The sequence below is a fragment of the Streptomyces sp. NPDC101191 genome (genome assembly GCF_044767915.1).
Taxonomy (GTDB): domain Bacteria; phylum Actinomycetota; class Actinomycetes; order Streptomycetales; family Streptomycetaceae; genus Streptomyces.
Genome location: NZ_JBIWOU010000004.1, coordinates 110,151 through 136,430 on the forward strand (window position 1 = coordinate 110,151; position 26,280 = coordinate 136,430).

The following is a 26,280-nucleotide window of genomic DNA, read 5'->3' on the forward strand; positions in this document are numbered from 1 at the left end:
CCGGGCGGCGGACGCGGGCAGGGCGCAACAGCTCGAGTTACGACCGAACTTCCTACCCAGAATGACCTGGGCGAGGTTCAGAGGGTCTGCGGTCTGACGGTCACCGCACTCTCAGCGCTGTGGCGCTCCCCTGTCGGAATATGCAGATGTGTTCGAGCTCAGAGTACAAGGTCAGCGTTCGGCGGCCGCCAGCTGTCCACAGGCACCGTCGATCTCCTGGCCGCGGGTGTCGCGGACGGTGACGGGCACGCCGTGGGCGGCGATGGCCTCGACGAACGCCTTCTCGTCCTCGGGCCGCGAGGCGGTCCACTTCGAGCCGGGCGTCGGGTTCAGCGGGATCAGGTTGACGTGCACCCGCTTGCCCTTGAGCAGCCGGCCCAGGAGGTCACCGCGCCAGGCCTGGTCGTTGATGTCCCGGATCAGGGCGTACTCGATGGAGATCCGGCGACCCGACTTCTCCGCGTACTCCCAGGCCGCGTCGAGGACCTCGCGGACCTTCCAGCGGGTGTTCACCGGCACCAGGGTGTCGCGCAGCTCGTCGTCGGGGGCGTGCAGCGAGACCGCGAGACGGCACTTGAAGCCCTCGTCGGCGAACCGCAGCATCGCCGGCACCAGACCGACCGTGGACACGGTGATCCCGCGCTGCGACAGTCCGAGCCCGTCCGGCTCGGGGTCCGTCAGCCGCCGGATGGCGCCGACGACCCGCTTGTAGTTGGCGAGCGGCTCGCCCATGCCCATGAAGACGATGTTCGACAGCCGCGCCGGGCCCCCGGGCACCTCGCCGTCACGCAGCGCGCGCATGCCGTCCACGATCTGGTGCACGATCTCGGCGGTCGACAGGTTCCGGTCGAGCCCCGCCTGGCCGGTGGCACAGAACGGACAGTTCATGCCGCAGCCCGCCTGCGAGGAGATGCACATGGTCACCCGGTCCGGGTAGCGCATGAGCACCGACTCCACGAGCGTGCCGTCGTGCAGCTTCCACAACGTCTTGCGGGTGGTGTCGGCGTCACAGGAGACGTGCCGCACCACCGACATCAGATCGGGCAGCAGCTCCCCCGCGAGCTTCTCGCGCGAGGCGGCCGGGATGTCGGTCCACTCGGCCGGGTCGTGCGCGTACCGCGCGAAGTAGTGCGTGGACAGCTGCTTGGCGCGAAACGGCTTCTCGCCGATCGCGGCGACCGCCTCCTTGCGCTCGGCGGGCGAGAGGTCGGCGAGATGCCGCGGGGGCTGCTTGGCTCCGCGCGGGGCGACGAAAGTGAGTTCTCCGGGCTTGGGCATGGTGCTACCAGTGTCGCAGACGGAAACCCGTGACCGGGGCCGTCGTGCGCGGGGGCATCCTGGACGTATGGACAGTGTGCCGATAGTCGTCCACCAGCCCTCCTCCACCGGAGGACGGCGCGTCACCGCGCACGGCAGCATTCTCGGTCTCGCCCACAGCGACGAGGACGTGGTCGAGTTCCTCCGACGCGCGGGTCTCCCGGACGCCCAGGAGCTCCTTGACGATCCGGCCTGGGTGAAGTGGCGGGGCGGCAGAGCCCACCAGTACGAGGCGGCCTGAGAACGACGGACCCGTCCCCGCCGCGCCGGGCCCGCGCCGCCCCTCCCCCGCGGCACCCGGGCCCACCGTGGCGCTCGGCCCGGCCCCCGGGCGCCCGGGACGGCGGCCAGGAGACGGCGTTCGGCTGCAGCAACGAGTACTGAGCCGGCAGGTCCGGGAGGACTCGGGAGCCACGAGGATCACAGCCCCGCGGAGGGCGCGTATTGGAGAAAACCGCACGTCCCGGATCCGCTACGCCGAAGGGCCCGCCGTCCCGGGGGGGACGACGAGCCCTTCGATCAAGGAGAGCCGCGGGTCAGGCGCTGCCGACGAACAGCACCAGCAGCAGCCACACCACCGGCGCCGTCGGCAGCAGGGAGTCCAGACGGTCCATGATGCCGCCGTGTCCCGGCAGCAGCGTGCCCATGTCCTTGATGCCGAGATCACGCTTGATCATCGACTCGCCCAGGTCGCCCAGGGTCGCGCTGGCCGCGACCGCCAGACCCAGCACGAGCCCCTGCCACCAGGTGCCGTCGTCGATCAGGAACTGCATGCACAGCGCACCCGCGCCCATCGCGAACGCGACCGCGCCCAGCAGGCCCTCACGGGTCTTGCCCGGGCTGATCCGCGGAGCCAGCTTGTGCTTGCCGAAACGCCAGCCGACCGCGTAAGCCCCGGTGTCGCTGACCACCGTCAGCACCAGGAACGTGAGCACCCGCTCCGGACCGTCCTCCGCCGTCAGCAGCATCGCCACGAAGGTCGCCAGGAACGGCACGTAGAACGCCGCGAAGACACCCGCCGTGACGTCCTTCAGATAGCCCTCGGGCGGCTCCGTCATACGCCACACGAGCACCGCGAGCGCCGTGAGCGCCATCGCGACCCACGCGCCCTCGGCGCCCTGCACGTAACCGGCGACCACCATCGCCGCACCGCCGACCGCGAGCGGGACCAGCGGCGCCTTGATGGCCTTGCGCTCCTGCAGCCGGGAGGTCAGCTCCCACAGGCCGACCACCACGGCGACGGCGATCACGCCGACGAACGCCGGCTTCCAGATGAACAGCGACGCGATGATGACCGCGCCGAGCCCCAGGCCGACCCCTATGGCCGCGCCCAGGTCACGGCCCGCGCTCTTCTTCTGCCGCGGCTTCTGCCGGGGCGAAGGCGCAGACGCGGGCTGGGACGGGCTGGACATGGGCTCCTGCGGGTGCTCGTGCGGCGTCTCGTCACGGAACAGGGGACCGCTCGGGTGAGCGGCCCCCCGGTCGTGATCGTCCTGGTTGTCGCCGGCGGGAACGTCGGACACGATGGGCATGGGGCGAGTCTGCGCCGCCTGCCGCCCTTCGTAGGCGGGACCCGCCGGGGCAGGCCCCTGGTCGGGTCCCCCGAAGCCGGTTCCGGCCGGGGCCCCCCAGGAAGAGTCGTTCATCAGACCTCGAGCAGCTCGGCTTCCTTGTGCTTCAGCAGCTCGTCCACCTGCGCCACGTACTTCGCGGTGGTGTCGTCGAGCTCCTTCTCCGCGCGACGGCCCTCGTCCTCGCCGACCTCGCCGTCCTTCACGAACTTGTCGATGGTCTCCTTGGCCTTGCGGCGCACGGAACGGATCGAGATCTTGGAGTCCTCGGCCTTGCCCTTGGCGACCTTGATGTACTCGCGGCGGCGCTCCTCGGTCAGCTCCGGGAACACCACACGGATGATGTTGCCGTCGTTGCTCGGGTTGACGCCGAGGTCCGAGTCGCGGATGGCCTGCTCGATGTTGCGCAGCGCGCTCTTGTCGAACGGGGTCACCACGGCCATGCGCGGCTCCGGCACCGAGAACGACGCCAGCTGGTTGATGGGGGTGATGGCACCGTAGTAGTCCGCCACGATCTTGTTGAACATCGCCGGGTGCGCACGGCCCGTGCGGATCGCGGCGAAGTCCTCCTTGGCGACCACGACGGCCTTCTCCATCTTTTCCTCGGCCTCGAGGAGGGTCTCTTCGATCACCACTTGCTCCTGCGTGTCGTCGCGTTGTGTCCTGCACGGTGTACGACCGGCAGGGCTCTGTCCATCCCCCTCGCGGGGCGGTTCCCGGTTCGGGTCAGGCCCGGGTGCCCTGGTCGCTCACGAGCGTGCCGATCTTCTCACCCTTCACCGCGCGCGCGATATTGCCCTCGGCGAGCAGCTCGAAGACGAGGATCGGCAGGTTGTTGTCGCGGCACAGGGTGATGGCGGTGGCGTCGGCGACCTTGAGGTCGCGGGAGAGCACCTCGCCGTACTCGAGTGCGTCGAACTTGACCGCGTCCGGGTTGGTCTTCGGGTCGGAGTCGTAGACCCCGTCGACACCGTTCTTGCCCATGAGCAGCGCCTCGGCGTCGATCTCGAGGGCACGCTGCGCGGCGGTCGTGTCGGTGGAGAAGTACGGCATGCCCATACCGGCACCGAAGATGACCACGCGGCCCTTCTCCAGGTGGCGCACGGCGCGCAGCGGGATGTACGGCTCGGCGACCTGGCCCATGGTGATGGCGGTCTGGACGCGGGAGTCGATGCCCTCCTTCTCCAGGAAGTCCTGGAGGGCGAGGCAGTTCATCACGGTGCCGAGCATGCCCATGTAGTCGGAGCGGGCCCGGTCCATTCCGCGCTGCTGGAGTTCGGCGCCGCGGAAGAAGTTGCCGCCGCCGATCACGATCGCGATCTCCGCGCCGTCGCGCACGACGGCGGCGATCTCGCGTGCGATGGCGTGCACGACGTCCGGGTCGACCCCCAGGCCGGTACCGCCGGAGAAGGCTTCTCCGGACAGCTTCAGCATGTAGCGGCCGGCCATTTTGCCGTTCTTGTCGTCGCCCTGTGCGGCGCCGTGATTCATGGAGATCTCCTCGTGCACATACGAAGAAGGCCATTGCCCGTGGGTCCTTGCGGTTTCCCGTACGGCAATGGCCTCCTCGTCAGATCTGCGGTCGTCCCACGCGTGCGCGGGCGACTGCTTCAGACCCTACCGGGGTCCGGTGTCCGTTGCGTACGGACTCAGATGCCGACCTTGATGCGGGTGAAGCGCTTCAGGGTGACACCGGCCTCGTCCAGGACCTTCTGGACGGACTTCTTGTTGTCCAGGGCGTACGGCTGACCGAGCAGCGTGGCGTCCTTGAAGAAGCCGTTGACGCGACCCTCGACGATCTTGGCGATCGCGGCCTCGGGCTTGCCCTCGGCGCGGGTGGTCTCCTCGGCGATGCGACGCTCGGACTCGACGACCTCGGCCGGGACGTCTTCCTTGGTCAGGTACTTCGGGGCGAACGCGGCGATGTGCTGCGCGATGCCCTTGGCGACCTCGGCGTCGGCCTTGTCCAGCTCGACCAGGACACCGATCTGCGGCGGCAGGTCGGGCATGGTGCGGTGCATGTAAGCGAGGACGAAGCCGTCGTTGTACTGCGCGAAGCGGTCCAGGACGATCTTCTCGCCGAGGTTGGCGTTGGCCTCGTCGACGTACGCCTGCACGGTCTTGCCGGCCTCGATCTCGGAGGCGAGCAGGGCCTCGAGGTCGGCCGGGGAGGTGGCGGCGACGTGGGCGGCGAGCGCGTTGGCGACGGCGAGGAACTTGTCACCCTTGGCGACGAAGTCCGTCTCGCACTTCAGCTCGACCAGGACACCGGAGGTGTTGTCGTCGGCGATGAGGGAGACCACGGCGCCGTTCTCGGCGGAGCGGCCCTCACGCTTGGCGACACCCTTCTGGCCCTTGATGCGCAGGGCCTCGACGGCCTTGTCGACGTCGCCGTCGGCCTCGTCCAGGGCCTTCTTGCAGTCCATCATGCCGGCGCCGGTGAGCTCGCGGAGCTTCTTGACGTCAGCGGCGGTGTAGTTCGCCATGAGTCTTTTTCTCTTTCGAAGTCTGAAAGATCGGGCGGGTCCACGGGTGGACGGCGGGGGCTTCGTGGGCCCCCGCCGTCGTCACCCGAAGGTCCTGAGGGACCGGAAGGGTCAGGCCTGCTCGGCGTCCGCGGCCGGAGCCTCGGCGGCCGGAGCCTCAGCCTCGGCGGCCGGAGCCTCGACCTCGGCGGCCGGGGCCTCGGCGGCCGGCGCCTCGTCAGCCTTCTTCTCGCCCTCGAGGAGGTCGCGCTCCCACTCGGCGAGCGGCTCGCCCGCGGCCTTCTCGCCCGGCTTCGAGTCGCCGGTCGCGGCGCCGGAACGGGCGATGAGGCCCTCGGCGACGGCGTCGGCGATCACGCGGGTGAGCAGGGTGACGGAGCGGATCGCGTCGTCGTTGCCCGGGATCTTGTAGTCGACCTCGTCGGGGTCGCAGTTGGTGTCGAGGATCGCGACGACCGGGATGTGGAGCTTGCGCGCCTCACCGACGGCGATGTGCTCCTTCTTGGTGTCGACGATCCAGACGGCGCTCGGCACCTTCTGCATCTCGCGGATACCACCGAGGGTCTTCTCCAGCTTGGCCTTCTCGCGGGAGAGGACCAGGAGCTCCTTCTTGGTGAGACCGGAGGCGGCCACGTCCTCGAAGTCGATCTGCTCGAGCTCCTTGAGCCGCTGCAGACGCTTGTAGACGGTCGAGAAGTTGGTGAGCATGCCACCCAGCCAGCGCTGGTTGACGTACGGCATGCCGACGCGCGTCGCCTGCTCGGCGATGGCCTCCTGGGCCTGCTTCTTCGTACCGACGAACATGATGGAGCCGCCGTGCGCGACGGTCTCCTTGACGAACTCGTAGGCGCGGTCGATGTACGACAGCGACTGGAGCAGGTCGATGATGTAGATGCCGTTGCGCTCGGTGAAGATGAAGCGCTTCATCTTCGGGTTCCAGCGACGGGTCTGGTGACCGAAGTGGACGCCGCTCTCCAGCAGCTCCCGCATCGTGACGACGGCCATGGCCGTATCTCCTTGGGTTCTCGGTTGTTTTCCTGACGCCCCGACGCGCCGTGCCACAAGGGACCGAAAGGCGCTGCCACCCGTCGAGAAGACCGGTGGCGGGGCGTGCGAAGTCGACCCGGTGACCCGGGTCGCCATGGAAAGTGTACGGGACCCCGGAGGCACCGGGTGACGGCACTGTCCACAAGCGGGCGGTTGTCCACAGATTCCGCCGATGCCGGTCATCGGCACCGCGGCCGGGGCAACCTGCCGTCATGCACCAGATCCCGATGATCCTGCTGACCCTGATCACGGCGGTGTGGCCGATCGGTCCACCGCGACCGGACGTCCTCCGCGGCTGGGAGCCCCCACCGGGCCCGTACGCGGCGGGCCACCGCGGCATCGACCTCGCGGCCCCACCGGGCACCCCGGTCGCGGCTCCCGGGGCGGGCACGGTGTCCTTCGCCGGCCCGGTGGCCGGCAGGGGCGTCCTCACCCTGACGCTGCACGGCACGGGCACCCCGCCGCTGCGCACGACCTACGGCCCGGTGGACCCTCTCCTCCCCGCGGGGACGGCGGTACGCGCCGGCGAGGTCGTCGCCCGGGTGACGGAAGGCGGCCACTGCGCGGCGCCCTGCCTCCACTGGGGCCTGCTGCGCGGCGAGACCTACCTGAACCCCCTGGGCCTGATGAGGCACGGCCCGTCCCGCCTGCTGCCGGTGACGGGCGTGCCCTTGGGATGACGGGGCGCGTGCGCGGGCGTGCGCGGGAGGGGGCGAGGCCGGGGGGAGGGAGGAGGGAGGAGGGGTGGGGCGGGGGGGAGGGGGTGGGGAGGGGGTGGGGAGGGGGCGGGGGCGGGGGGAAGCCCCCCGGGAAGCGGAGATCAGGCGCCGCGGATCCCGCCCAGCGCCATCGACACCGCCGCGTTCGCGATGGTCGCCGGGTCTTCGGCCGCTCCGAGTTCGATGCGGCGGACGGCGGCGTCGACGACGCCCTGGAGGAGCATCGCCTCCAGACGGGGCTGGGGGCGGCCGAGAGCGGCGAGGGCGTCGACGATCATGGTCACGAGGCCGCCGTGGGCGGCGCGGATCTTCTCGCGGGCGCCGTCGTCGAGCTCGCTCGCCGAGATGGCGACGACCGCGCGGTGGCGCCGGTCCCCCACGAGCTCCAGCTGGCTGCGGACGTACGCCTCGACCTTGCCCTCGGCGGTGTCGGAGGCGGCCATGGCCGCCTCGACCTCGGCGGCCCAGAGGGGGAAGTCGACGGCGCAGAGTTCCTCGACGACGGCGGCGCGGGAGCGGAAGTACTCGTAGACCGACGAGCGGGCCAGGCCGGTGCGCTCGGCGAGGGCGGGGAAGGTCAGCGCCTCCGTCCCGCCTTCGGACAGCAGGGAGCGCGCGGCGTCGAGCAGGGCGCCGCGCTGCATGGTCCGGTGCTCGGCCACGGAGGCCGCTCGAATCCTGGGCACGGCTCCACAATACGGCGAGGGGGCGCCCCTCGGTCAGCGGCCTACGTCGGCCAGTTTGGCGCGCAGCTGGAGGACGGACTTGGTGTGGATCTGGCTGACCCGGCTCTCGGTGACGCCGAGGACGTGGCCGATCTCGGCGAGGGTGAGGCCCTCGTAGTAGTAGAGGGTGACGACGGTCTTCTCCCGCTCGGGGAGGGTGTTGATGGCCCGGGCGAGGAGCCGGCGCAGCTCGCGGTCCTCGGCGACCTCGACCGGGTTGTCGGCGGCGGTGTCCTCGAGGGTGTCCATGAGGGAGAGGCGGTCGCCGCCTTCGCCGCCGACGTGCAGGAGCTCTTCGAGGGCGACGACGTTGGCCAGGGACAACTGGCTGAAGACGGAGTGGAGTTCGTCGAGCGTGACGCCCATCTCGTCGGCGACCTCGGCCTCGGAGGGAGTGCGGCGGAGTTGCGCTTCGAGGGTGGCGTAGGCGCGTTCGACGTTGCGGGCCTTCTGGCGGACGGAGCGGGGGATCCAGTCGAGGGCGCGGAGTTCGTCGATCATGGCGCCACGGATGCGGGTGATGGCGTACGTCTCGAACTTGATGGCCCGCTCGACGTCGAACTTCTCGATGGCGTCGATGAGTCCGAAGACTCCGGAGGAGACGAAGTCGGCCTGTTCCACGTTGGACGGCAGGCCGACGCTGACGCGTCCCGCGACGTATTTGACGAGGGGTGAGTAGTGCAGGATCAGCTGTTCCCGCAGCCGCTCGTCGCCCGTGTCCTTGTAGGACCGCCAGAGCTCGTCGAGGGAGGTCGGTGCGGGTGGTCGCACGGTGCCCCGGGCTGCTGGGGGCACCGCGGCGCGGTCAGACCCGGAGGTGTGCTGGGGCATGCGTTGCCTTGTGCCGTTCTGCTGTGGGGTGCGAAGGAGTCGTTCCTGTTGTCGGGCGGGGGATGCACGTGAGCGTAGCGTGAGTGGGCTGTCGCGGTGTGCGAACGACGAGGGATCGCGCCGGTCGGGGTGGCTGCCGTCGCCCATGTCTTCGAACGGGGGCCGTGGCGGGGGTCGGCTCCTCGGGTGCGGCCGGGAGAACTCGCTTGCTCATCGGCTTCACCTTTTCACCCGAATGCTCCAGGTCAAGTACCGCCATGCCGGGTGTGCGGCGGTTCGGTGCGCCTGTTCGTCAACCGCCAGTGGTCCTGTTGCCGCTCGACGAACCCGAGGGAGTGGAGTTCGTACAGCTTCGCGAGGGTGTCGTCGGGGTGGGTGCCGGCGCGGGCGGCGATGTCGGCGAGGGGTGCGGGGCTGTGACCGGGGAGGGCTTCGAGGACGCGGGTGGTGTCGGGGGCGAGGAGGTCGCGGGGCAGTACGGGGCCGCGGCGTGGAGGGGCGAGTTCGCCTATGGCGCCGACGAGTTCGGTGATTTCGGCGGCGTCGGTGACGAGGGTGGCCTCGCCGCGGAGGAGTTCGTGGACTCCGGCGGAGAGGCCGCTGGTGACGGGGCCGGGGACGCCCATGGTGTGGCGGCCGAGGCGGGCGGCGGCGCGGGCGGTGACGAGGGAGCCGCTGCGGTGTTCGGCCTCGACGACGACGGTTCCTCGGGTGAGGGCGGCGATGACGCGGTTGCGGAGGAGGAAGCGGCTGCGGGTGGGGTGGCTGCCGGGGGGCAGTTCGCCGATGACGAGGCCTTGTTCGGCGATGCGGCCGATGAGGCCGGCGTGGCCTGGCGGGTAGGCGGTGTCGACTCCGCAGGCGAGGACGGCGATGGTGGCGCCGCCGCTGCCGAGTGCGCCGCGGTGGGCGGCGCCGTCGATGCCGAAGGCGGCGCCGGAGACGACGACCCAGCCGTGTTCCGCGAGGCCGGCGGCGAGGGTCGCGGCGGTGTGGGCGCCGTAGGGGGTGCAGGCGCGGGCGCCGACGACGGCGACGGAGCGGAGGGCCCAGCCGCGGAGGTCGGCGGGGCCGCGGACCCAGAGGCCGATGGGTCGGGCGTCGCCGAGGTCGTCGAGTTGGCGGGGCCAGGCGGTGTCGCCTGGGATGAGGAAGCGGCCGCCGAGCCGGGCGATGTGGTCGAGGTCCCGTTCGGGTGCGGCGGTGCGGGCTCGGCGGCGCCAGTTCGCGATCCGGCGGGCGCCGGTGCCGGGCAGGTTCCGGCTGTCGCGGGGGTCGTGCGCGGCCGGGGTGGCGGGGTGCGGGGTCCGGTGGTGGCCGTCTTGGTGCGCCGGGCGGCCGGACGGGGGCGGGCTGTCGTGGTCGTCGTCCTGGGGGGCTCGTGGGGCGGGGAGCAGCGCTTCGTCGTCTCCTTGCATCAGCAGGGTCAGGAAGCCGGTCGCCCCGTGGTGCCGGATGGCTCGGCCGGCGTGTTCGTCGCCGGGTTCGACGATGTGGGTGAGGGCGGCGCGGGCGAGGTGTTCGGCGTCGTGGCGGGTCATGGCCGGCTCCCCGCGGTGACGGGGACGCCGCGGGCGATGCCGGTGCGGAGTTCGAGGGCGAGGGCGAGGTCGTCGGCTTCGGGGCGGTCGTGGCCGGCGAGGTCGGCGGCGGTCCAGGCGACGCGGAGGACGCGGTCGAGGCCGCGGGCGGTGAGGAGGCCGCGTTCGATGTCGCGTTCGGCGGCGGCGAGGGCGCCGGGTGCGGCGGTCCAGCGGGTGCGGAGTTCGTGGCCGGGGATCTCGCTGTTGACGGTCCAGGGGGTGCCGTCGAGGCGGGCGGCGGCGCGGGCGCGGGCTTCGCGGACGCGGTCGGCGACGGTGCTGCTGGGTTCGCCGCGGTCGCCGTGGCCGAGGAGGTCGTCGCGGGTGACGGGTTCGACTTCGACGCGGAGGTCGACGCGGTCGAGGAGGGGGCCGGAGAGGCGGGCCTGGTAGCGGCGGATGAGGGAGGCGGGGCATTCGCAGCCGGTGCCGTGGAGGGTGTGCCGGCCGCAGGGGCAGGGGTTGGCCGCGAGGGTGAGGAGGAAGCGGGCGGGGAGGCGGACGACGCCGGCGGCGCGGGCGACGACGACGTGTCCGGATTCGAGGGGCTGGCGGAGGGCGTCGAGGGCCTTGGTGGCGAATTCGGGGGCTTCGTCGAGGAAGAGGACGCCGCGGTGGGCGAGGGAGACCGCGCCGGGGCGGGGCAGTCCGTTGCCGCCGCCGATGAGGGACTGCATGGTCGCGGAGTGGTGGGGTGCGCAGTAGGGCGGGCGGTGGACGAGGGGTTCGCCGGGCGGGAGGATGCCGGCGACCGAGTGGACGGCGGTGACTTCGAGGGATTCCTGGCGGGTGAGGGGCGGCAGGATGCCGGGGAGGCGTTCGGCGAGCATGGTCTTGCCGGCGCCGGGTGGTCCGGAGAGGAAGAGGTGGTGGGCGCCCGCGGCGGCGATTTCGAGGGCGCGGCGGGCGGTGTGCTGTCCGGCGACGTCGGCGAGGTCGGGTCCGTCGGCGGGGTCGGCGGCGAGTCCGGTGCCGACGCCGGCGCCGGGGACGAGGAGTCCGGCGAGCATGGGGTCGGGGCGGCCGTCCTCGTGGGGTGCTTCTTCGGGTACGGGTTCGTCGGCGAGGACGGCGATGAGTTGGCGCAGGGTGCGGATGCCGAGGACGGAGACGCCGGGGACGAGGGCGGCTTCGCCGGCGGTCTGTTCGGGGACGACGACCTGGCGGTATCCGGCGTCGGCGGCGGCGAGGACGGCGGGCAGGACGCCGCGTACGGGGCGGACGCGGCCGTCGAGGCCGAGTTCGCCGATGAGGACGAGGTCGGCGATGGTGCGGGGGTCGATGCGTTCGGCGGCGCCGAGGACGGCGGCGGCGACGGCGAGGTCGAAGCCGGAGCCTCCCTTGGGGACGGAGGCGGGGCTGAGGCCGACGGTGAGTTTTTTCTGGGGCCATTCGGCGCCGGAGTTGACGATGGCGGCGCGGACGCGGTCGCGGCTCTCGGAGAGGCTCTTGTCGGGGAGTCCGACGAGGGTGAAGGCGGCGACTCCGGCTTCGAGGTCGGCCTGGACCTCGACGACGACGCCTTCGACGCCGACGAGGGCGACGGAGCAGGTGCGGGCGAATCCCATCAGGCCACCCCTTGGGCGTGGGTGACGACGGGTGCGCCGCGGCGGGGCAGGACGATGCCGACGAGGTCGATGCGGATGCCGCCGCCGGGTGGGCTTTCGTGCCGGTCAAGCCAGCAGGCGGCGAGGCGGCGCAGGCGCGCGGCCTTGCGCGGGGTGACGGCGGCCATGGGGTGCTCGAAGGCGCCCTCGCGGCGGGTCTTGACCTCGCACATGACGAGGGTGTCGCCGTCGCGGGCGACGATGTCGATCTCTCCGGTGCGGCCGCAGCGCCAGTTTCTGGCGAGGATCTGCAGGCCGGCCGTGGTGAGCAGACGGGTGGCGAGCTCTTCGCCGTACCGTCCGAGGGCTCGGGTCGCGTTCATTCGGTACCACCTCCGGCACCGAATGTGACGCATCGTGACGCCGCGTGTGCGGCGCTGTGGACAGGTGGCCCGTTGTGGATAACCGGGCCACCCTCACGAGTGGTTTCAGCTGCCGGGGAGCTCCAGGTCGCTCTTGTTGAGCTCCTCGATGTTCACGTCCTTGAAGGTGAGGACGCGCACCTGCTTGACGAAGCGGGCGGGCCGGTACATGTCCCAGACCCAGGCGTCGGCCATGGAGACCTCGAAGAACACCTCGCCCTGGACCGAGTGGACCTGCATCTCGTAGTCGTTGGTGAGGTAGAAGCGCCGCTCGGTCTCGATCACGTATTTGAACAGCCCGACGACGTCTCGGTACTCCCGGTAGAGCTTCAGCTCCATCTCGGTCTCGTACTTCTCGAGGTCCTCGGCGCTCATGGCATGTTCCCCTTCAGCCGTGCGTCCCCCTATTGTGCGCCAGTCGGCCGGGCCCCTAAACGATTTCGGGGGCGAGGACGAGCGGCGCGCTCGGAGGTCCTTCGTCGAGCAGCGTGCGGAGCAGCTCGGCCAGTCTGTTGGGGTACACCGTCTCACGCGCCGCCGACAGTTCGGCGGAGGTCCACCACCTCAGGCCGGCGACACTGCGGGCCTCCAGTTCGGTGAGTCCGCCGGGGGAGGTGGCGGTCTGGGTGGTGCGGGCCAGGTAGTACCACTCGTCCTGGTCCCAGCGGCGCCCGTCGAAGGGGAAGGAGCAGTAGCGCTGCCACAGCACCGGCCCGAGTTCGACGTCGGTGATGCCGGTCTCCTCGGCGAGCTCGCGCAGGGCGGCCTCCTCCCGGCTCTCGTCGCCCTCCAGGCCGCCGCCGGGGGTGAACCACCAGGTCCGGGCGGGGTCGTCGGGTTCGTAGCCGTGCATGAGGAGGATGCGGTCGTCCGGGTCGAGGAGCACGACCCGCGCCACCCGCCGGTTCTCGTCCGGCGCCGGGGCCGCGGCTCCGGCGCCGCCGGCCGTGTCCGGTGCCGTGTTCCCGGAGGCGCCGGCGGCGGCTCCCCCGGCAACGTCCTCGGCCAGGCCGCCGGACGCTCCTCCGGCAACACCCTCGGCCAGGCCGCAGGCCGCTCCCCCGGCCACGCCGCCGGACGCTCCCCCGGCAACGTCCTCGGCCAGGCCGCAGGCCGCTCCCCCGGCCACGCCGACGGGCGCGTCCTCGGTCACGCCGTCGGCGTGCCCCGCCGGTGGTCCGGTCCTCGCCGCTTCCGTCATGCGTTCACCTTGTCCCCGGTCTTCCCCGCGGCCGCGGGCTTCCTCGGGGCCAGTGCCCGGGCGACCGGCCCGTACGCGGCTCCCGCAAGGATCAGTACACACCCGGCGGCGATCGCGTAGAAGAGGGGCCCGACGGGACCGGGGCCGGAGATGCCGCCGGGCAGGGCGGCGAAGTTCGCGGGCCGCTCCAGGACGCCCTTGGCGGGCCAGGCGACGGCGTCCACGCGGCCGATGACGGAGGAGACGGGCACGGTGCCGTGGCCGGCCTCTTGGAGGTGGGCGCGGGAGTCCATGGAGTTGTGCCGCTCGTCGCCGAGGAGGAAGAGCTTCCCGGCGGGGACGGTGGCGGAGAACTCCACGGCGGAGGCGATCTTGCCCTGCCGGAGATACGGTTCGTCGATCTCCTTGCCGTTCAGGGTGATGCGACCGCCGGCGCCGCAGCAGGCGACGGTGTCGCCGCCGACGCCGACGACCCGCTTGACCATGGGTACGTTGCCCCACATCGGGTCGGTGAAGACGACGATGTCGCCGCGCTTCACGTCCGTGCCGTCGATGCGCTGGGCGAGCACCTTGGAGCCGACGTCGAGCGTCGGGGTCATCGAGTCGCTGGGCACGGTGAACGGCTGGTAGAGCACCGCGCCGATGACGAAGCCGCCGAGGAACAGCACACAGCCGACGGCCACGGCGAGCCCCGACAGCACTCTGCCGAGGCGGCCGTGGCCGTCCTTCGTACGCGGTTTGACGCTCATGGGCACCTCGGCTGCTCCACGGACCGCCCGTGCGACGGTCCGGGACGGCACCCTACCCGCGGGTCGCTACTCCGCGGTATGGCGAACGGCGCGCTTCTTGCGGCGCCACAGCACGAGCGGGAGAGCCGCGGCGAAGCCCGCGGCCCCGGGGGCCACGGCCAGCGCCTGGTTGAGTCCGGGCTGGTCGAAGGTGGCCGGGACGGGCAGGGTGGCCCAGCGGGTGACCGGCCAGGCGATGACGACGGCCCGGCCGACGACCTCGTCGTTGGAGACGGTGCCGCCTCCCGCGAGCTCCATGTGGAAGCGGGAGTCGAGCGAGTTCTGCCGGTTGTCGCCCATGACCCAGATGCGGTCCTTGGGGACCTTGACGGGGCCGAAAGCGGGGTCGCAGGGGACCGAGCCCGGGTAGAGGTAGGTCTCGTCCAGCTCCTTGCCGTTGACGACGACCTTGCCGCCCTCCTTGCAGGAGACGGTGTCGCCGCCGACCGCGATGACCCGCTTGATCAGGTCCTTCTCCTCGGCGGACGGCATGAGGCCGATGAAGCTGAGGACCTTCTGGACCACGTTCGGCTCGGGGGTCTTGCCGTCCTCGAGCCAGCCGCCCGGGTCGTGGAAGACGACGACCTCGCCGCGTTCCGGCTCGGAGCCGAACCACGGGGTGAGCTTGTCGACGAGGACCCGGTCGCCGCGCTGGAGGGTGTTCATCATCGAGTCCGAGGGAATCGAGAACGCCTGCACCAGGAAGGTCTTGATGAGGAGCGCGAGGACGAGGGCGATGCCGATGAGGAGGGGAAGTTCCTTCCAGAAGGAACGCGGCCGCTGCGGGCCCCGGCCGTCGCGGGCCGTGTCCTCGCCCTCTCCGTCGTCGCCGGAGCCGCCGTCGTCGGCCGCGGGGCCGCCGGCGGGGCCGGAGGCCGGGCCGAGGTCCTCGTCCGGGCGCCGGTCGGAACGCGGATCGGGGTCGGGACGGCCCGTGGCGTCATCCGTCATGGCCGCCGCCGACGGGACGGGCCGCTCGGGCCTCTCCTCGGGCCCGTCGTGTCCTGATCGTGCGCCGACGGCCAAATCCCCCACATCCACTCCTCATTCCGTGCAACCGCCTGTCCCGGAAGAGGGACAGGCCCACCACTCCCATAACGAGCAGAAGTTCCGCAGGGGTCGGGAGCCCGGGCAATCCGTTGAGATCGCGCTGGGACACACTATGCGACACACCGTGCGCGGCGGCTCCGCCCACGCCGTCGGCGTCGGGGACGGATGCGAAGGTCGACCGCTCCTCCAGGCGCCGCCAGTGGCCCACCGGCCAGGCGATGACGACGGCCCGGCCCACGATCTGGTCCTCGGAGACCGTGCCGTGGTCCTTCTCGTCGAGGTGGAAGCGCGAGTCTGCGGAGTCGGACCGGTGGTCGCCCATGACGAACACCCTTCCCTGCGGGACCTTGACCTCGAAGGGGATCTTCGAGGGCGGGTTCCCGGGGTGCAGATACGGTTCGTCCAACGGTACGCCGTTGACCGTGAGCCTGCCGTCGGCGGCGCAGCACTTCACGGTGTCCCCGCCGACCGCGACGACCCGCTTGATCAGGTCCTGCTCGTCGGCCGAGGGCAGCAGCCCGATGAAGGTCAGCGCCTGCTTGAGCTGCTTGATCCCCACCGGGGCGTCCGAGGCGGGCTCGGCCTCCTGCTGGAGCCAGTTGCCGGGGTCCTTGAAGACGACGACGTCGCCGCGCTGCGGCTCGGAGCCGAACCAGGGCGTCAGCTTGTCGACGAGCACCCGGTCGTCGATCCGGATCGTCTGCTCCATCGAGCCGGACGGGATCACGAAGGCCTGCACCAGGAAGGTCTTCAGGACCAGGGCGATGAGGACGGCGACCGTGATGAGGAGCGGGATCTCCTTCACGGCGGAGCGCCGCCGGCGGCGTTTGACCTTGCGGGCGAGCTTGCGCCGCTCGGCCCGGCCCGGCGCGGCGCGGCCCTCCCCGTCCGGCGCGGCCGCGGCCGTGGCGGCCGCGCGGCGGCCTGCGGGAGGCCTGCCCCGGCTACCCATGGCCGGGCCCGCGGGGTGCGGCCGGCCCGGCCGCGTGCGGGGCGCCGTGGCCGCCCGTCGTCCACGCCGGTACGGAGGCGAAGGCGTCGGTGTCCGGCACGGTGGACCAGCGGCCGAAGGGCCAGCCGATCCAGTCGGCGCGGCCGATCACCTTGTCGACGGGGACCATGCCGCCGCCGGGCTGCCCGAGGTGGTCGCGGGAGTCGCTGGACTGGCTGCGGTGGTCGCCCATCACCCACAGGGTGCCGTCCGGCACCACGATGTCGAAGGGCACGCCGGAGGGCTGGTCGCCGAGCATCACGTACGTCTCCCGCACGGGGACGCCGTTGACGCTGATCCGGCCGTCCTTGTCGCAGCAGACGACCCGGTCGCCGCCGGTGCCGACGACGCGCTTCACGAAGTCCGTCTCGTCGGGCTCGGCCAGGCCGAGGGCGGCCGCGGCGTCGTGCAGCGCGCCGGTGACCGGGTTCCCGTCGGGCTCCTCCTGGACGAAGGACCCGGTGCCGTCGAAGACGACCACGTCACCGCGACGCGGCTGGTCGCCGAAACGGTACGCCAGCTTGTTGACCAGGATCCGGTCGCCGACCTGGAGGGTGGGCTCCATCGAGCCGCTGGGCACCAGGAAGGGCTGCAGCACGAAGTGGCTGAACAGCAGCAGGAAGACCATGCAGACGAGGCCGACGAGGCCGGTGCGCCGCCAGGTCAGGCCACCGGAGGGGTGGGCGGACGCGCCGTCGGCAGGCACGGGCTCGACGCCCGGTGGGGCGCACCCGACGCCCCCGTCTCTCCCGCCCCCGTCGGTCCGCCCGGACTCCGGGTCGGCCCCGGAAACGCGCGCGGAGCGCGACCGCTCCTCCTCGCCGGAGGAGCGATCGCGCTCCGTGTGCTGTGCTTCGGTGTCCATCGGGGGCAGAGCCTATCCCGCCACCCTGTGGGCCGGAGCTCAGTTGTCGCGCTTCTCCTTGATCTTGGCAGCCTTGCCGCGCAGCTCACGGAGGTAGTAGAGCTTGGCGCGACGGACGTCACCGCGGGTGACGAGCTCGATCTTCTCGAAGATCGGGCTGTGCACCGGGAAGGTGCGCTCGACGCCGACGGAGAACGAGACCTTGCGGACCGTGAAGGACTCGGAGACGCCCGAGCCCTGACGGCGGATGACGACACCCTTGAACTGCTGGATACGGGAGCGGTTGCCCTCGATGACGCGAACGTGGACGTTCACGGTGTCGCCGGGGCGGAAGGCCGGGACGTCGGAGCGCAGCGAACCGGCGTTGACCTGGTCGAGCAGGGAGGCCATGGAGGTCTCTTTCCTCGCTGATGCCACAGGTCATCAGCGGTACGTACGAATGATTGGTGATCGTCGTCCGTCCCAGGCGGGCGTCTTCCCCCTGTGGCAGGGGCGCACGCCGGACGCACGACAGCGGCCTATTCTTCCACGGCCTCCGGCCTGCGCCAAAATCGGCCGCCGGGCTCGGGGGCCCAGCCGAGCATGGAGAGGATCTCCCGGTCCTTCTTGTCGAAGGCGGCGGGGTCGCAGCGCTCGATCAGGTCGGGCCGGTTGGCGGCGGTGCGCCGGAAGGCCTCGTCGCGGCGCCAGCGGGCGATCTTGCCGTGGTGCCCGCTCAGCAGCACGTCGGGGATGCCGCGGCCGCGCCACTCCGGGGGCTTGGTGTAGACGGGGCCTTCGAGGAGGTTGGCCATGGGGCCCGGTGCGAAGGAGTCGTCCCGGTGCGACTCGGCGTTGCCGAGGACGCCGGGCAGCAGCCGGGCGACGGCCTCGGTGACGACCAGGACGGCGGCCTCCCCGCCGGCCAGGACGTAGTCGCCGATGGACACCTCGTAGACCGGCATCCGGGTGGCGTACTCGTCCATGACGCGCCGGTCGATGCCCTCGTAGCGGGCGGGCGTGAAGATCAGCCAGGGCCGCTCGGAGAGCTCGACGGCGAGCTCCTGGGTGAAGGGGCGGCCGCTCGGGGTGGGGACGACGAGGACCGGCCCGTGGGCGCCGGCCTCGTAGCCGTCGGCGAGGGTCTGGTCGAGCGCGTCGCCCCACGGGTCGGTCTTCATGACCATGCCCGGGCCGCCGCCGTACGGGGTGTCGTCGACCGTGTTGTGGCGGTCGTACGTCCATCCGCGCAGGTCGTGGACGTGCACGTCCAGCTGGCCGCGGGCGCGGGCCTTGCCGACGAGCGAGACGTTCAGCGGTTCGAGGTACTCGGGGAAGATCGTGACGACGTCGAGGCGCATCAGGCGGCGCCCTTGTCCGTGTCGGAACCGGCGTCCGCGGGACCGGCGGTGGCTCCCTCGTCGCCGCGGGCGTCCTCGCCGGAGTCCGCCCCGGCGGTCTCGGCCTCGGCCTCGCGTGCGGAGGCGACGACGGCATCGGCGTCGTCGATCAGGCCCGGCGGAGGGGAGATCACGGCGCGCTGGTTCTCCAGGTCGATCTCCGTGACGATCTCCGAGACGAACGGGATCATCAGCTCGCTGCCGTCGGGCCGCTCGACGATGAACAGGTCCTGGGACGGCAGGTGGGAGATCTCGGAGATGACGCCGATCTCGGTGCCGTCGGCGAGGACGACGTCGAGGTCGACCAGCTGGTGGTCGTAGTACTCGTCGTCCCCGTCGGGCAGTTCCTCGGGGTCCACGTCGGCGATGAGGAGGATGTTACGCAGGGCCTCGGCGCCGCTGCGGTCGGCCACGCCCTCGAAGCGCAGCAGCAGCCGGCCGCTGTGCACCCGGCCGGTCTCGATGGTGAGCGGCCCGGCGGAGGCCGGGTCGGTGTGCAGGACGGCGCCGGGGCCGAGCCGCAGCTCGGGCTCGTCGGTCCGCACCTCGACGGTGACCTCGCCCTTGATGCCGTGGGCGCGGCCGATCCGCGCGACTACCAACTGCACTGGTGATCTCTCCTGTCGTACGACAACGGGCCGGGGAGGGCCGTCGGCCCTCCCCGGCCCGTGCCGGTGTCAAACGTTCAGCGGACCTGGTCCACGTCGACGAGGTCGACGCGGATGCCACGGCCGCCGATGGCGCCCACGACGGTACGCAGCGCACGCGCGGTGCGGCCGTTGCGGCCGATCACCTTACCGAGGTCGTCGGGGTGGACCCGGACCTCGAGGACGCGGCCACGGCGCAGGTTGCGCGAGGCGACCTGCACGTCGTCGGGGTTGTCGACGATGCCCTTCACGAGGTGCTCGAGAGCCTCCTCGAGCATGATCAGGCCTCGGTCGACTCGGTGGACTCGGCCTCGGCCTCGTCCGCCTTCTTGTCGGCCTTCTTGGCCTTCGGGGTGATGGCCTCACCCTTGTTGTCGTCGCCCTCGAGAGCCTTGGCGAACTCGTCGAAGGTGGCGCGCTTGGCTTCCTTGGTCGCCGGGACGAGCAGGGCCTTCTCCGGAGCGGGGAGGCCCTTGTGCTTCTGCCAGTCGCCGGTGAGCTTCAGGATGGCGAGAACCGGCTCGGTCGGCTGGGCGCCGACGGACAGCCAGTACTGCGCACGCTCGGAGTCGACCTCGATACGCGACGGGTTGTACGTCGGGTGGTAGAGGCCGATCTCCTCGATCGCACGACCGTCCCGGCGGGTGCGGGAGTCGGCGACGACGATGCGGTAGTGCGGCTGGCGGATCTTGCCGAGGCGCTTGAGCTTGATCTTGACTGCCACTGGAGTGGTGTCTCCTGGTCTTGACGTGGTTGGGCACTTGAGATGCCACGTGGGGTTGCGGTACTCGGGTGCCCGATGGACGCGTCAGCCGGAGGAGAGAGGGGTCCTGTGCGACTGTCGAGTACAGCTAGCCATTGTGCCACACGCCGCGGGCCCCGCCGCCCGGGGTCATGCCGGCCCGGGCCCCCGCCCCGGGTCGGCAGACTCCGAGGTCAGCTCGCGGCGCCCACCGTCTCCGGGATGCGGAAGGGCTTGCCGCAGCCGCCGCAGACGATGGGCGCCTGGGCGAGCACGGACGGGACCACGCGGACGTTGCGCCCGCAGTCGCAGACGGCCTTGACCCGCACGCCGCCGCCGGAGGAGCCGTGCCGGGCGGCCGGCCCGCGGAAGGAGCGCTTGGTGTCGGCCGCGGTGGCGACGGTGTGGGCCTTGAGGGCACGCTGGAGCCGCTCGATGGTGGGCCGGTAGCGCCGCCGGGCCTCCGCGTTCAGGGTGACCAGGGAGAAACCGCTGCTCGCGTGCGGTTCCTCGGGATGGTCCAGGCCCAGCTCCTCGGCGATCGCGAGGAATCTGCGGTTGTGATAGCGGCCGGCGCGTGAGGTGTCGCGGACACCTCGGGCGGCGGCGATGCCGTGGACTGCCTCATGGAGCAGTCGCTCGAAGGAGAGCTCGGCGCCGCAGGCGGACGAGGACTCTCCGATCAGGGACTCGGGCGCGGCAAGGTCGGGCAGCTCGGGGTGGTGCCGCTGAATGTCGGCCCACGCCTGCGCCAGCTCTGCGGCGAGAACAGGGGGTGTCGTGCTCACGTCGGGTACAACGAGCCGGATCCCCTCCGGGTTCCATTCCGGGGCAAGTCAAATATTTTGCACGTACCCGTCAGTCGGTGGTGAGGCGTCCGGAGGTGCGCGTAGCGGCGCATACGCCCCGGCGCGCGGGCAGGTCACGCGCGCCGGGACGGTGGTGGGAGGACAGTACCGGGTGGGTGCCCGAACTCGGGCAGCGGCCCCCTCTCCGCCGACGACATCCGGCCGGGGTCGCCCCGGACCGCGGGAAGTCCCTCCGGAAGGTCCGGCCCGAGCACTGGACGGGGACCGCGATGCGCAGTTCCCTGGCTACGGGGGGTTGTCGTCCAGGTACCGATTGGGGCGCTTTCCATGACACCTACGCTCGTCCCGCACCACCCCGCGCGCGACTGGGCCGAGATCCAGGAACGCATGCTCGTGCCGCTCTACGAGGCGGTGTACGACCGGCTCGGCGTCGGCGCCGGGTCACGGGTGCTCGGCCTCGGCTGCGGCTCCGGCCTCGCGCTCCTGATGGCGGTGGGGCGCGGGGCGCGGGTGGCCGGCGCGGACCCGGACCACGCGCGCGTGGCGCTCGCCAGGGAGCGGCTCCCCGAGGCGCCGCTCGGTACGGCGGAGGCTCCCGAGGCGGGTCCGTACGACGTGGTCACGGCCTTCCACGGGACGGCGGGGTCGCCCGGGGGCCTCGCGGCCGTCACCCGGATGGCCGAACCGGGCGCGGCGTTCGTCCTCGCCGGCTGGGGTCCGGCGGAGCGGTGTGCGACGGCCTCCGTGCTGCGGGTCGCGACCCGGCTGACGGGCTGGGCCGGTACGGAGCGGGGCGGCCTGGAGGAGACGGTCACGGCGGCGGGACTGCGCATGGCGGCCTCGGGCCGGGTGTCCTGCCCGTTCGGCTACGCGGACCGGGACAGCGCGGTGCGGGGGCTGCTGTCGACGGGCGAGTTCGACGCGGCGGTCCGCGCGACGGACCCGGACCAGGTGGAGAAGGAGCTCCAGGAGGCCCTGGAGCCCCACGTCCGCCCGGACGGCACCGTCTGGATGCCGAATGTCTTCCGCTACGTGATCGCCCGGGCGGCGTGACCATCCGAGCCGCCCGCCCCTTCGACCCGCCGCCCCGACCACCCCGGGCCCCGCCGGCCCGGAGGCCCACCCCTGCACGTAAGGCCTCGCCACCCCGGCGGCACACACCTGCACGCACAGGCCTCGCCACCCCGGCGGCCCACGACGGACGTCTGCCCCGCCCCATCGGCCCACGTCGTCACGGACGTTCCACGCAACCCCGGCGGCCCACGTCGGCACGGACGTACCACGCCACCCCGGCGGCCCACGCCTTCACCAACGGGCAGCGCCACCCCGGCGGCCCGTCGGCTTGGACGCACCTCGCCACCCCGGACCGGCCAGGGGCGCCCGGGCGGGCGTCGCCCCGGCCCCGGGTGCGGGCCGTGCCCCCGTGCCCCCGTGCCCCCCGTACCCCTACGTCTCCTTCGCCGGCCGGGTGATCCCCGCCGCCCGGTACGCCTCGGCCTCCTCCAGGGTCTCGTTCGTGAGGAGGGCCTCGGCGAGGGCGTCGAGTTTGTCGCGGTGGTCGCGGAGCTGGCGCAGGGCGCTCTCGTAGCACTCGTCGACGATGCGGCGCATCTCCTCGTCGACGGTGTCGAGGGTGGCGGGCGCGGCGGAGAGTCCGTAGGCCTGCTGGGCGTCGCCGGGGATGGCGGTGAGGCGGCCGACGCGTTCGCTCATGCCCCAGCGGCCGGCCATGCCGCGGGCGATGTTGGTGACCTGTTCCAGGTCGCTCTCGGCACCGGTGGTGATGACTCCGAAGACGACCTGTTCCGCCGCCATGCCGCCGAGCGCCCCGATGATCCGGCCGCGCAGGTAGTCCTCGGTGTAGGCGTACTTGTCGGACTCGGGGGTCGAGAGGGTGACGCCGAGAGCGCGCCCGCGCGGCACGATGGTGATCTTGCGGACGGGATCGGCGCCGGGTTGGAGCATGCCGAGGAGGGCGTGGCCGCCCTCGTGGTACGCGGTGCGGCGGCGCTCTTCGAGGGGCATGACCAGCGGGCGTTCGGCGCCGAGCTGGACCTTCTCCAGGGCGTCGGAGAGATCGGCCCGGGAGACGGCCTTCTGCTGGCGTTTGACGGCGAGGAGCGCGGCCTCGTTGGCGAGGTTGGCGAGTTCGGCCCCGGTCATGCCGGGGGTGGTCTTGGCGACGTGTTCGAGGTCGACGTCCTGGGCGAGCGGGATCTGCCGGGTGTGGATCCTGAGGATGGCCTCGCGACCGCCGCGGTCGGGCGGGTTGACGTGGACGATCCGGTCGAAGCGGCCGGGGCGGGTGAGGGCGGGGTCGAGGACGTCGGCGCGGTTGGTGGCGGCGAGGACGATGACGCCCTCGGAGCCGGTGAAGCCGTCCATCTCGGTGAGGATCTGGTTGAGGGTCTGCTCGCGCTCGTCGTGGCCGCCCATGCCGGCGCCGCCGCCGCGGGCCCGCCCGATGGTGTCGATCTCGTCGATGAAGATGATCGCGGGGGCGACCTTGCGGGCCTCCGCGAACAGCTCGCGCACCCGGGAGGCGCCGACGCCGACGATCATCTCGATGAACTCGGAGGCGGAGGCGGAGAAGAACGGCACGCCGGCCTCCCCCGCGACGGCCCGGGCGAGGAGGGTCTTGCCGGTCCCCGGGGGTCCGGCGAGCAGCACGCCGCGGGGCATCTTGGCACCCATCTCGCGGTAGGCGTCGGGGTTCTTCAGGAAGTCGACGACGTCGTTGAGCTCGCCCTCGACCTCGTCGATGCCGGCGACGTCCTCGAAGGTGGTGCGCTTGACGCCCTCCAGCTCGACGGGCTTGGGCGGGGCCTTGCGGCCGAGCATGCCGCCGGCGCCGCCCATGCCGGAGCTCATCCGCCGGGCGATGAAGACCCACAGGACGACGAGCAGCAGCATGGGGGCGAGCGAGATCAGCAGGTTGGCGAGGAAGCTGCGTTCCTGGACGACGGGTTCGGCGGTGACGGTGACGTTGTTCTTGGTGAGCTGGGCCCACAGCTGGTCGTCGGCGAAGGCGGGCCGCTGGGTGGTGAACTTGGTGTAGTCGCCGTCGCCGTTCGGGACGGGCTGCTTGTTCTTCAGCTGCCCCTGGATCGCGTCGCCCTTGGAGTAGATCTTGGTGACGTTGCCGGCGGCGACCTGCTTGTCGAACTCGGTGTAGGAGATGGTCGGCCCGTCCTTCTCGTTGAAGAAGGACAGGACGAGGTTGGCGATCAGGTACACGACGAGCGCGGTGAGGATGAGCCCGCCCCAGCCGCCGGGCATCCTCTTCCGGGCCGGCGGGGGCGGCGGGGCCCCTTCCGAGCGCCAGGGCTGGTCGGTCCGGTCGCGCGGGGGTACGGGGTTGGCCACGGGCTCTCCTCGGGCAGCTGTGGCCCCAGTATCGAAGAGCGGAACATACCCGGCATTACGGGTGGTCCGGGCGGACGAAAGGGGCCCGGGGCGGTTTCGCACCGCCCCGGGCCCCTCCGTGGAGCCGCTGTCCTGCCAGGTGTCGGACCCAGGTGTCGGACCCGGGTGTCAGCCCCGGTGTGCCAGCCCCGGTGTCAGCCCATGAACTTCTTGAACTCGTCCGGGAGCTCGAAGTCGCCCGGGCCCTGGCCCGCCGCCGGCAGACCGAAGGCGCCGCCGGCCTGCGCCTGCTCGCGCTTCGCCTGGGCTGCCTCCTCCTCGGCCTTCCGCTTCATCGGGTTGCCGCTCTTGCGCTTGCCCTTGGCCTGCTTGACCTGCTTCTTCTGCCGGCCGGGGCCGCCGCCCATGCCCGGGATCCCTGGCATGCCGGGCATGCCGCCGCCCTGCGCCATGCGCGACATCATCTTGCGCGCCTCGAAGAAGCGCTCCACCAGGCCCTTGACGGCGCTGACCTCGACACCGGAACCCTTGGCGATACGGGCGCGGCGCGAGCCGTTGATGATCGTCGGGTCTTGGCGCTCGGCCGGGGTCATCGACTTGATGATGGCGCCGACGCGGTCGACCTCTCGCTCGTCGATGTTGTTGATCTGCTCCTTCATCTGCGCCATGCCGGGCAGCATGCCGAGGAGCTTGGAGATCGACCCCATCCGACGGACCTGCTCCATCTGGGCGAGGAAGTCGTCGAGGGTGAAGTCCTGGCCCTTCTTGGACGCCAGCTTGGAGGCCATCTTGGCGGCCTCTTCCTGGCTGAAGGTCTGCTCGGCCTTCTCGATAAGCGAGAGCACGTCGCCCATGCCGAGGATGCGGGACGCCATGCGGTCCGGGTGGAACGCGTCGAAGTCGTCCAGCTTCTCGCCGTTGGAGGCGAACATGACCTGCTTGCCGGTGACGTGCGCGACGGAGAGCGCGGCACCGCCGCGGGCGTCGCCGTCGAGCTTGGAGAGCACCACACCGTCGAAGCCGACGCCATCGCGGAAGGCCTCCGCCGTGTTGACGGCGTCCTGACCGATCATGGCGTCGACGACGAAGAGGATCTCGTCGGGCGAGACCGCGTCGCGGATGTCGGCGGCCTGCTGCATCAGCTCGGCGTCGATGCCGAGACGGCCGGCGGTGTCGACGATGACCACGTCGTGCAGCTTGGTGCGCGCGTAGTCGATCGAGTCCTTGGCGACCTGGATCGGGTCGCCGACGCCGTTGCCGGGCTGCGGGCCGTAGAAGCCGACGCCGGCGCGGTCGGCGACGACCGAGAGCTGGTTGACGGCGTTGGGGCGCTGCAGGTCGCAGGCGACGAGCAGCGGGGTGTGACCCTGACCCTTGAGCCAGAGGCCGAGCTTTCCGGCGAGGGTGGTCTTACCGGCACCCTGCAGACCGGCGAGCATGATCACGGTCGGCGGGGTCTTGGCGAACCGCAGACGGCGGGTCTCGCCGCCGAGGATGCCGATGAGCTCCTCGTTGACGATCTTGATGACCTGCTGCGAGGGGTTCAGGGCCTTGGAGACCTCGGCACCGAGCGCCCGCTCCTTGACGCGGGAGATGAACGCGCGGACGACCGGGAGCGCGACATCGGCCTCGAGGAGGGCGATACGGATTTCCCGGGCCGCGCTGTCGATGTCCTGTTCGGAGAGGCGGCCTTTACCCCGGAGGGACTTGAAAGTCGCGCTGAGGCGGTCGGAAAGCGTATCGAACACGGTGGTCGCGATTCCTCGGGTCGGGGCGGGCAGTCACCCAAGGGTATCCGGCCCGGGAAGACGGGTGCCCTGGCCGGTCGCGGCCGGTCGATCCGGCTGGTCAGGGCGGGGCGCACAAGCAGCTCGTCACGGGCACCCCGGCCGGTCGTCGCGAGGCACCCCGGCCGCGCGTGGCGGGGCGCCCCAGCCGCGCGTGGCCGGGCACCCCGGCCGGTCGCGTCCGGACACCCGGCCGCACGTGGCCAGGCACCCAGCCGGCCGCGGCCAGACACCCCAGCCCCTCCTGGCCAGGCACCCAGCCGGTCGAGGCCAGGCCCCCCGGCCGCTCATCGCGGGGCACCCCGGCCGGCCGCGTCCGGACACCCGGCCGCACGTGGCCAGGCACCCAGCCGGTCGAGGGCAGGCACCCCAGACCCTCCTGGCCAGGCAGCCCGGCGAGCCCCCGC

Annotated in this window: 28 protein-coding genes and 1 riboswitch; of the genes, 3 read left to right on the forward strand and 25 right to left on the reverse strand. The window is 71.8% G+C overall.

Features of this window, described 5'->3' with window-relative positions; genetic code table 11:
* Nucleotides 1-31: 31 nt before the first annotated feature.
* A riboswitch (TPP riboswitch) is annotated at nucleotides 32-142 on the reverse strand.
* Between the two features lie 29 nt (nucleotides 143-171).
* Nucleotides 172-1,278, reverse strand: coding sequence for a 23S rRNA (adenine(2503)-C(2))-methyltransferase RlmN (rlmN, locus tag ACIRQF_RS17195; protein WP_376636553.1), 1,107 nt, complete (start codon nucleotides 1,276-1,278; stop codon nucleotides 172-174).
* Nucleotides 1,279-1,345: 67 nt separating this feature from the next.
* On the opposite strand from rlmN, the gene ACIRQF_RS17200 reads away from it, so the two are divergent.
* Nucleotides 1,346-1,558 carry a hypothetical protein gene (locus ACIRQF_RS17200; protein ID WP_376636555.1) on the forward strand — a complete coding sequence of 71 codons (213 nt, stop codon included), beginning with the start codon at nucleotides 1,346-1,348 and terminating at the stop codon, nucleotides 1,556-1,558.
* Nucleotides 1,559-1,853: 295 nt separating this feature from the next.
* Here the strand turns inward: ACIRQF_RS17200 and ACIRQF_RS17205 are convergent, their stop codons facing one another.
* From ACIRQF_RS17205 to rpsB, 5 genes are all read right to left on the reverse strand, one after another.
* Nucleotides 1,854-2,963 carry a phosphatidate cytidylyltransferase gene (locus tag ACIRQF_RS17205; RefSeq protein ID WP_376636559.1) on the reverse strand — a complete coding sequence of 370 codons (1,110 nt, stop codon included), beginning with the start codon at nucleotides 2,961-2,963 and terminating at the stop codon, nucleotides 1,854-1,856.
* Nucleotides 2,963-3,520: a ribosome recycling factor gene (gene frr / locus ACIRQF_RS17210; protein WP_030690629.1), complete on the reverse strand. Its 558-nt coding sequence runs from the start codon at nucleotides 3,518-3,520 to the stop codon at nucleotides 2,963-2,965. Before frr ends, ACIRQF_RS17205 begins: the two co-directional genes overlap by 1 nt.
* A gap of 94 nt (nucleotides 3,521-3,614) precedes the next feature.
* Nucleotides 3,615-4,379 carry a UMP kinase gene (gene pyrH, locus ACIRQF_RS17215; protein ID WP_376636561.1) on the reverse strand — a complete coding sequence of 255 codons (765 nt, stop codon included), beginning with the start codon at nucleotides 4,377-4,379 and terminating at the stop codon, nucleotides 3,615-3,617.
* A 158-nt stretch (nucleotides 4,380-4,537) separates the two neighbouring features.
* The gene (tsf, locus tag ACIRQF_RS17220; RefSeq protein WP_376636563.1) at nucleotides 4,538-5,374 is read right to left on the reverse strand and encodes a translation elongation factor Ts; all 837 of its coding nucleotides are present in this window, start codon (nucleotides 5,372-5,374) and stop codon (nucleotides 4,538-4,540) included.
* Nucleotides 5,375-5,485: 111 nt separating this feature from the next.
* Nucleotides 5,486-6,379 carry a 30S ribosomal protein S2 gene (gene rpsB / locus ACIRQF_RS17225; RefSeq protein ID WP_376636564.1) on the reverse strand — a complete coding sequence of 298 codons (894 nt, stop codon included), beginning with the start codon at nucleotides 6,377-6,379 and terminating at the stop codon, nucleotides 5,486-5,488.
* 254 nt (nucleotides 6,380-6,633) lie between these two features.
* Between rpsB and ACIRQF_RS17230 the strand changes: the two genes are divergently transcribed.
* On the forward strand, nucleotides 6,634-7,101 hold the full coding sequence (locus tag ACIRQF_RS17230) for a M23 family metallopeptidase (protein WP_404093043.1): 468 nt from the start codon (nucleotides 6,634-6,636) through the stop codon (nucleotides 7,099-7,101).
* Nucleotides 7,102-7,241: 140 nt separating this feature from the next.
* On the opposite strand, the gene ACIRQF_RS17235 is transcribed toward ACIRQF_RS17230, so the two are convergent.
* The 17 genes from ACIRQF_RS17235 to ACIRQF_RS17315 form a co-directional block, all read right to left on the reverse strand.
* Nucleotides 7,242-7,802 (reverse strand): TetR/AcrR family transcriptional regulator, encoded by a 561-nt coding sequence (locus tag ACIRQF_RS17235; protein ID WP_376636697.1) that lies wholly within the window; start codon nucleotides 7,800-7,802, stop codon nucleotides 7,242-7,244.
* Nucleotides 7,803-7,859: 57 nt separating this feature from the next.
* Complete coding sequence (whiG, locus tag ACIRQF_RS17240; RefSeq protein WP_376636567.1) at nucleotides 7,860-8,696, reverse strand: RNA polymerase sigma factor WhiG; 837 nt, start codon at nucleotides 8,694-8,696, stop codon at nucleotides 7,860-7,862.
* Nucleotides 8,697-8,941: 245 nt separating this feature from the next.
* On the reverse strand, nucleotides 8,942-10,237 hold the full coding sequence (gene dprA, locus ACIRQF_RS17245) for a DNA-processing protein DprA (protein WP_404093046.1): 1,296 nt from the start codon (nucleotides 10,235-10,237) through the stop codon (nucleotides 8,942-8,944).
* Complete coding sequence (locus tag ACIRQF_RS17250) at nucleotides 10,234-11,847, reverse strand: YifB family Mg chelatase-like AAA ATPase (protein WP_376636571.1); 1,614 nt, start codon at nucleotides 11,845-11,847, stop codon at nucleotides 10,234-10,236. Before ACIRQF_RS17250 ends, dprA begins: the two co-directional genes overlap by 4 nt.
* Nucleotides 11,847-12,209: a YraN family protein gene (locus ACIRQF_RS17255; RefSeq protein ID WP_404093049.1), complete on the reverse strand. Its 363-nt coding sequence runs from the start codon at nucleotides 12,207-12,209 to the stop codon at nucleotides 11,847-11,849. The genes ACIRQF_RS17250 and ACIRQF_RS17255 overlap by 1 nt, the downstream gene beginning before the upstream one ends.
* Before the next feature lie 105 nt (nucleotides 12,210-12,314).
* Entirely contained in the window at nucleotides 12,315-12,623 is a 309-nt protein-coding gene (locus tag ACIRQF_RS17260) for a DUF2469 domain-containing protein (RefSeq protein WP_005311352.1), read from the reverse strand.
* Nucleotides 12,624-12,678: 55 nt separating this feature from the next.
* Nucleotides 12,679-13,146, reverse strand: coding sequence for an NUDIX hydrolase (locus ACIRQF_RS17265; protein ID WP_376636698.1), 468 nt, complete (start codon nucleotides 13,144-13,146; stop codon nucleotides 12,679-12,681).
* Nucleotides 13,147-13,445: 299 nt separating this feature from the next.
* On the reverse strand, nucleotides 13,446-14,198 hold the full coding sequence (gene lepB / locus ACIRQF_RS17270; protein ID WP_376636575.1) for a signal peptidase I: 753 nt from the start codon (nucleotides 14,196-14,198) through the stop codon (nucleotides 13,446-13,448).
* A gap of 66 nt (nucleotides 14,199-14,264) precedes the next feature.
* A complete protein-coding gene (lepB, locus tag ACIRQF_RS17275; protein ID WP_404093619.1) occupies nucleotides 14,265-15,263 on the reverse strand; it encodes a signal peptidase I in 999 nt (332 codons plus the stop codon).
* Nucleotides 15,178-16,239 (reverse strand): signal peptidase I, encoded by a 1,062-nt coding sequence (lepB, locus tag ACIRQF_RS17280; RefSeq protein ID WP_382477972.1) that lies wholly within the window; start codon nucleotides 16,237-16,239, stop codon nucleotides 15,178-15,180. Before lepB (ACIRQF_RS17280) ends, lepB (ACIRQF_RS17275) begins: the two co-directional genes overlap by 86 nt.
* Nucleotides 16,232-17,143 (reverse strand): signal peptidase I, encoded by a 912-nt coding sequence (lepB, locus tag ACIRQF_RS17285; RefSeq protein ID WP_404093053.1) that lies wholly within the window; start codon nucleotides 17,141-17,143, stop codon nucleotides 16,232-16,234. Before lepB (ACIRQF_RS17285) ends, lepB (ACIRQF_RS17280) begins: the two co-directional genes overlap by 8 nt.
* A 39-nt stretch (nucleotides 17,144-17,182) precedes the next feature.
* Nucleotides 17,183-17,533, reverse strand: coding sequence for a 50S ribosomal protein L19 (gene rplS / locus ACIRQF_RS17290; protein WP_376636581.1), 351 nt, complete (start codon nucleotides 17,531-17,533; stop codon nucleotides 17,183-17,185).
* A 128-nt stretch (nucleotides 17,534-17,661) separates the two neighbouring features.
* On the reverse strand, nucleotides 17,662-18,483 hold the full coding sequence (gene trmD / locus ACIRQF_RS17295) for a tRNA (guanosine(37)-N1)-methyltransferase TrmD (RefSeq protein WP_376636583.1): 822 nt from the start codon (nucleotides 18,481-18,483) through the stop codon (nucleotides 17,662-17,664).
* Nucleotides 18,483-19,130, reverse strand: a complete 648-nt coding sequence (gene rimM / locus ACIRQF_RS17300; RefSeq protein WP_404093056.1) for a ribosome maturation factor RimM — start codon at nucleotides 19,128-19,130, stop codon at nucleotides 18,483-18,485. Before rimM ends, trmD begins: the two co-directional genes overlap by 1 nt.
* 77 nt (nucleotides 19,131-19,207) lie before the next feature.
* The gene (locus tag ACIRQF_RS17305) at nucleotides 19,208-19,447 is read right to left on the reverse strand and encodes an RNA-binding protein (protein ID WP_005311361.1); all 240 of its coding nucleotides are present in this window, start codon (nucleotides 19,445-19,447) and stop codon (nucleotides 19,208-19,210) included.
* Nucleotides 19,448-19,449: 2 nt separating this feature from the next.
* Nucleotides 19,450-19,893, reverse strand: coding sequence for a 30S ribosomal protein S16 (gene rpsP, locus ACIRQF_RS17310; RefSeq protein WP_376636587.1), 444 nt, complete (start codon nucleotides 19,891-19,893; stop codon nucleotides 19,450-19,452).
* 212 nt (nucleotides 19,894-20,105) lie between these two features.
* On the reverse strand, nucleotides 20,106-20,699 hold the full coding sequence (locus tag ACIRQF_RS17315; protein WP_345485364.1) for a hypothetical protein: 594 nt from the start codon (nucleotides 20,697-20,699) through the stop codon (nucleotides 20,106-20,108).
* 348 nt (nucleotides 20,700-21,047) lie between these two features.
* Between ACIRQF_RS17315 and ACIRQF_RS17320 the strand changes: the two genes are divergently transcribed.
* Complete coding sequence (locus ACIRQF_RS17320) at nucleotides 21,048-21,773, forward strand: class I SAM-dependent methyltransferase (RefSeq protein WP_404093060.1); 726 nt, start codon at nucleotides 21,048-21,050, stop codon at nucleotides 21,771-21,773.
* Nucleotides 21,774-22,166: 393 nt separating this feature from the next.
* Here ACIRQF_RS17320 and ftsH read toward each other — a convergent pair whose 3' ends face one another.
* Nucleotides 22,167-24,086: an ATP-dependent zinc metalloprotease FtsH gene (gene ftsH, locus ACIRQF_RS17325; protein ID WP_376636591.1), complete on the reverse strand. Its 1,920-nt coding sequence runs from the start codon at nucleotides 24,084-24,086 to the stop codon at nucleotides 22,167-22,169.
* Nucleotides 24,087-24,280: 194 nt separating this feature from the next.
* Nucleotides 24,281-25,834, reverse strand: a complete 1,554-nt coding sequence (gene ffh / locus ACIRQF_RS17330) for a signal recognition particle protein (RefSeq protein ID WP_376636593.1) — start codon at nucleotides 25,832-25,834, stop codon at nucleotides 24,281-24,283.
* Between the last annotated feature and the right edge of the window lie 446 nt (nucleotides 25,835-26,280).

Excerpts from the sequence above, each read along its gene's own strand:
- ACIRQF_RS17200 (WP_376636555.1), top strand. The coding sequence starts at position 1,346 with ATGGACAGTGTGCCGATAGTCGTCCACCAGCCCTCCTCCACCGGAGGA.
- ACIRQF_RS17205 (WP_376636559.1), bottom strand. The coding sequence starts at position 2,963 with ATGAACGACTCTTCCTGGGGGGCCCCGGCCGGAACCGGCTTCGGGGGA.
- rlmN (WP_376636553.1), bottom strand. The coding sequence starts at position 1,278 with ATGCCCAAGCCCGGAGAACTCACTTTCGTCGCCCCGCGCGGAGCCAAG.
- lepB (WP_382477972.1), bottom strand. The coding sequence starts at position 16,239 with ATGGGTAGCCGGGGCAGGCCTCCCGCAGGCCGCCGCGCGGCCGCCACG.
- lepB (WP_376636575.1), bottom strand. The coding sequence starts at position 14,198 with ATGAGCGTCAAACCGCGTACGAAGGACGGCCACGGCCGCCTCGGCAGA.
- ACIRQF_RS17260 (WP_005311352.1), bottom strand. The coding sequence starts at position 12,623 with ATGAGCGCCGAGGACCTCGAGAAGTACGAGACCGAGATGGAGCTGAAG.
- rplS (WP_376636581.1), bottom strand. The coding sequence starts at position 17,533 with ATGGCCTCCCTGCTCGACCAGGTCAACGCCGGTTCGCTGCGCTCCGAC.
- pyrH (WP_376636561.1), bottom strand. The coding sequence starts at position 4,379 with ATGAATCACGGCGCCGCACAGGGCGACGACAAGAACGGCAAAATGGCC.
- ACIRQF_RS17255 (WP_404093049.1), bottom strand. The coding sequence starts at position 12,209 with ATGAACGCGACCCGAGCCCTCGGACGGTACGGCGAAGAGCTCGCCACC.
- trmD (WP_376636583.1), bottom strand. The coding sequence starts at position 18,483 with ATGCGCCTCGACGTCGTCACGATCTTCCCCGAGTACCTCGAACCGCTG.
- dprA (WP_404093046.1), bottom strand. The coding sequence starts at position 10,237 with ATGACCCGCCACGACGCCGAACACCTCGCCCGCGCCGCCCTCACCCAC.
- tsf (WP_376636563.1), bottom strand. The coding sequence starts at position 5,374 with ATGGCGAACTACACCGCCGCTGACGTCAAGAAGCTCCGCGAGCTCACC.
- ACIRQF_RS17250 (WP_376636571.1), bottom strand. The coding sequence starts at position 11,847 with ATGGGATTCGCCCGCACCTGCTCCGTCGCCCTCGTCGGCGTCGAAGGC.
- ACIRQF_RS17305 (WP_005311361.1), bottom strand. The coding sequence starts at position 19,447 with ATGCTCGAGGAGGCTCTCGAGCACCTCGTGAAGGGCATCGTCGACAAC.
- ACIRQF_RS17230 (WP_404093043.1), top strand. The coding sequence starts at position 6,634 with ATGCACCAGATCCCGATGATCCTGCTGACCCTGATCACGGCGGTGTGG.
- lepB (WP_404093053.1), bottom strand. The coding sequence starts at position 17,143 with ATGGACACCGAAGCACAGCACACGGAGCGCGATCGCTCCTCCGGCGAG.
- rpsB (WP_376636564.1), bottom strand. The coding sequence starts at position 6,379 with ATGGCCGTCGTCACGATGCGGGAGCTGCTGGAGAGCGGCGTCCACTTC.
- whiG (WP_376636567.1), bottom strand. The coding sequence starts at position 8,696 with ATGCCCCAGCACACCTCCGGGTCTGACCGCGCCGCGGTGCCCCCAGCA.
- ACIRQF_RS17320 (WP_404093060.1), top strand. The coding sequence starts at position 21,048 with ATGACACCTACGCTCGTCCCGCACCACCCCGCGCGCGACTGGGCCGAG.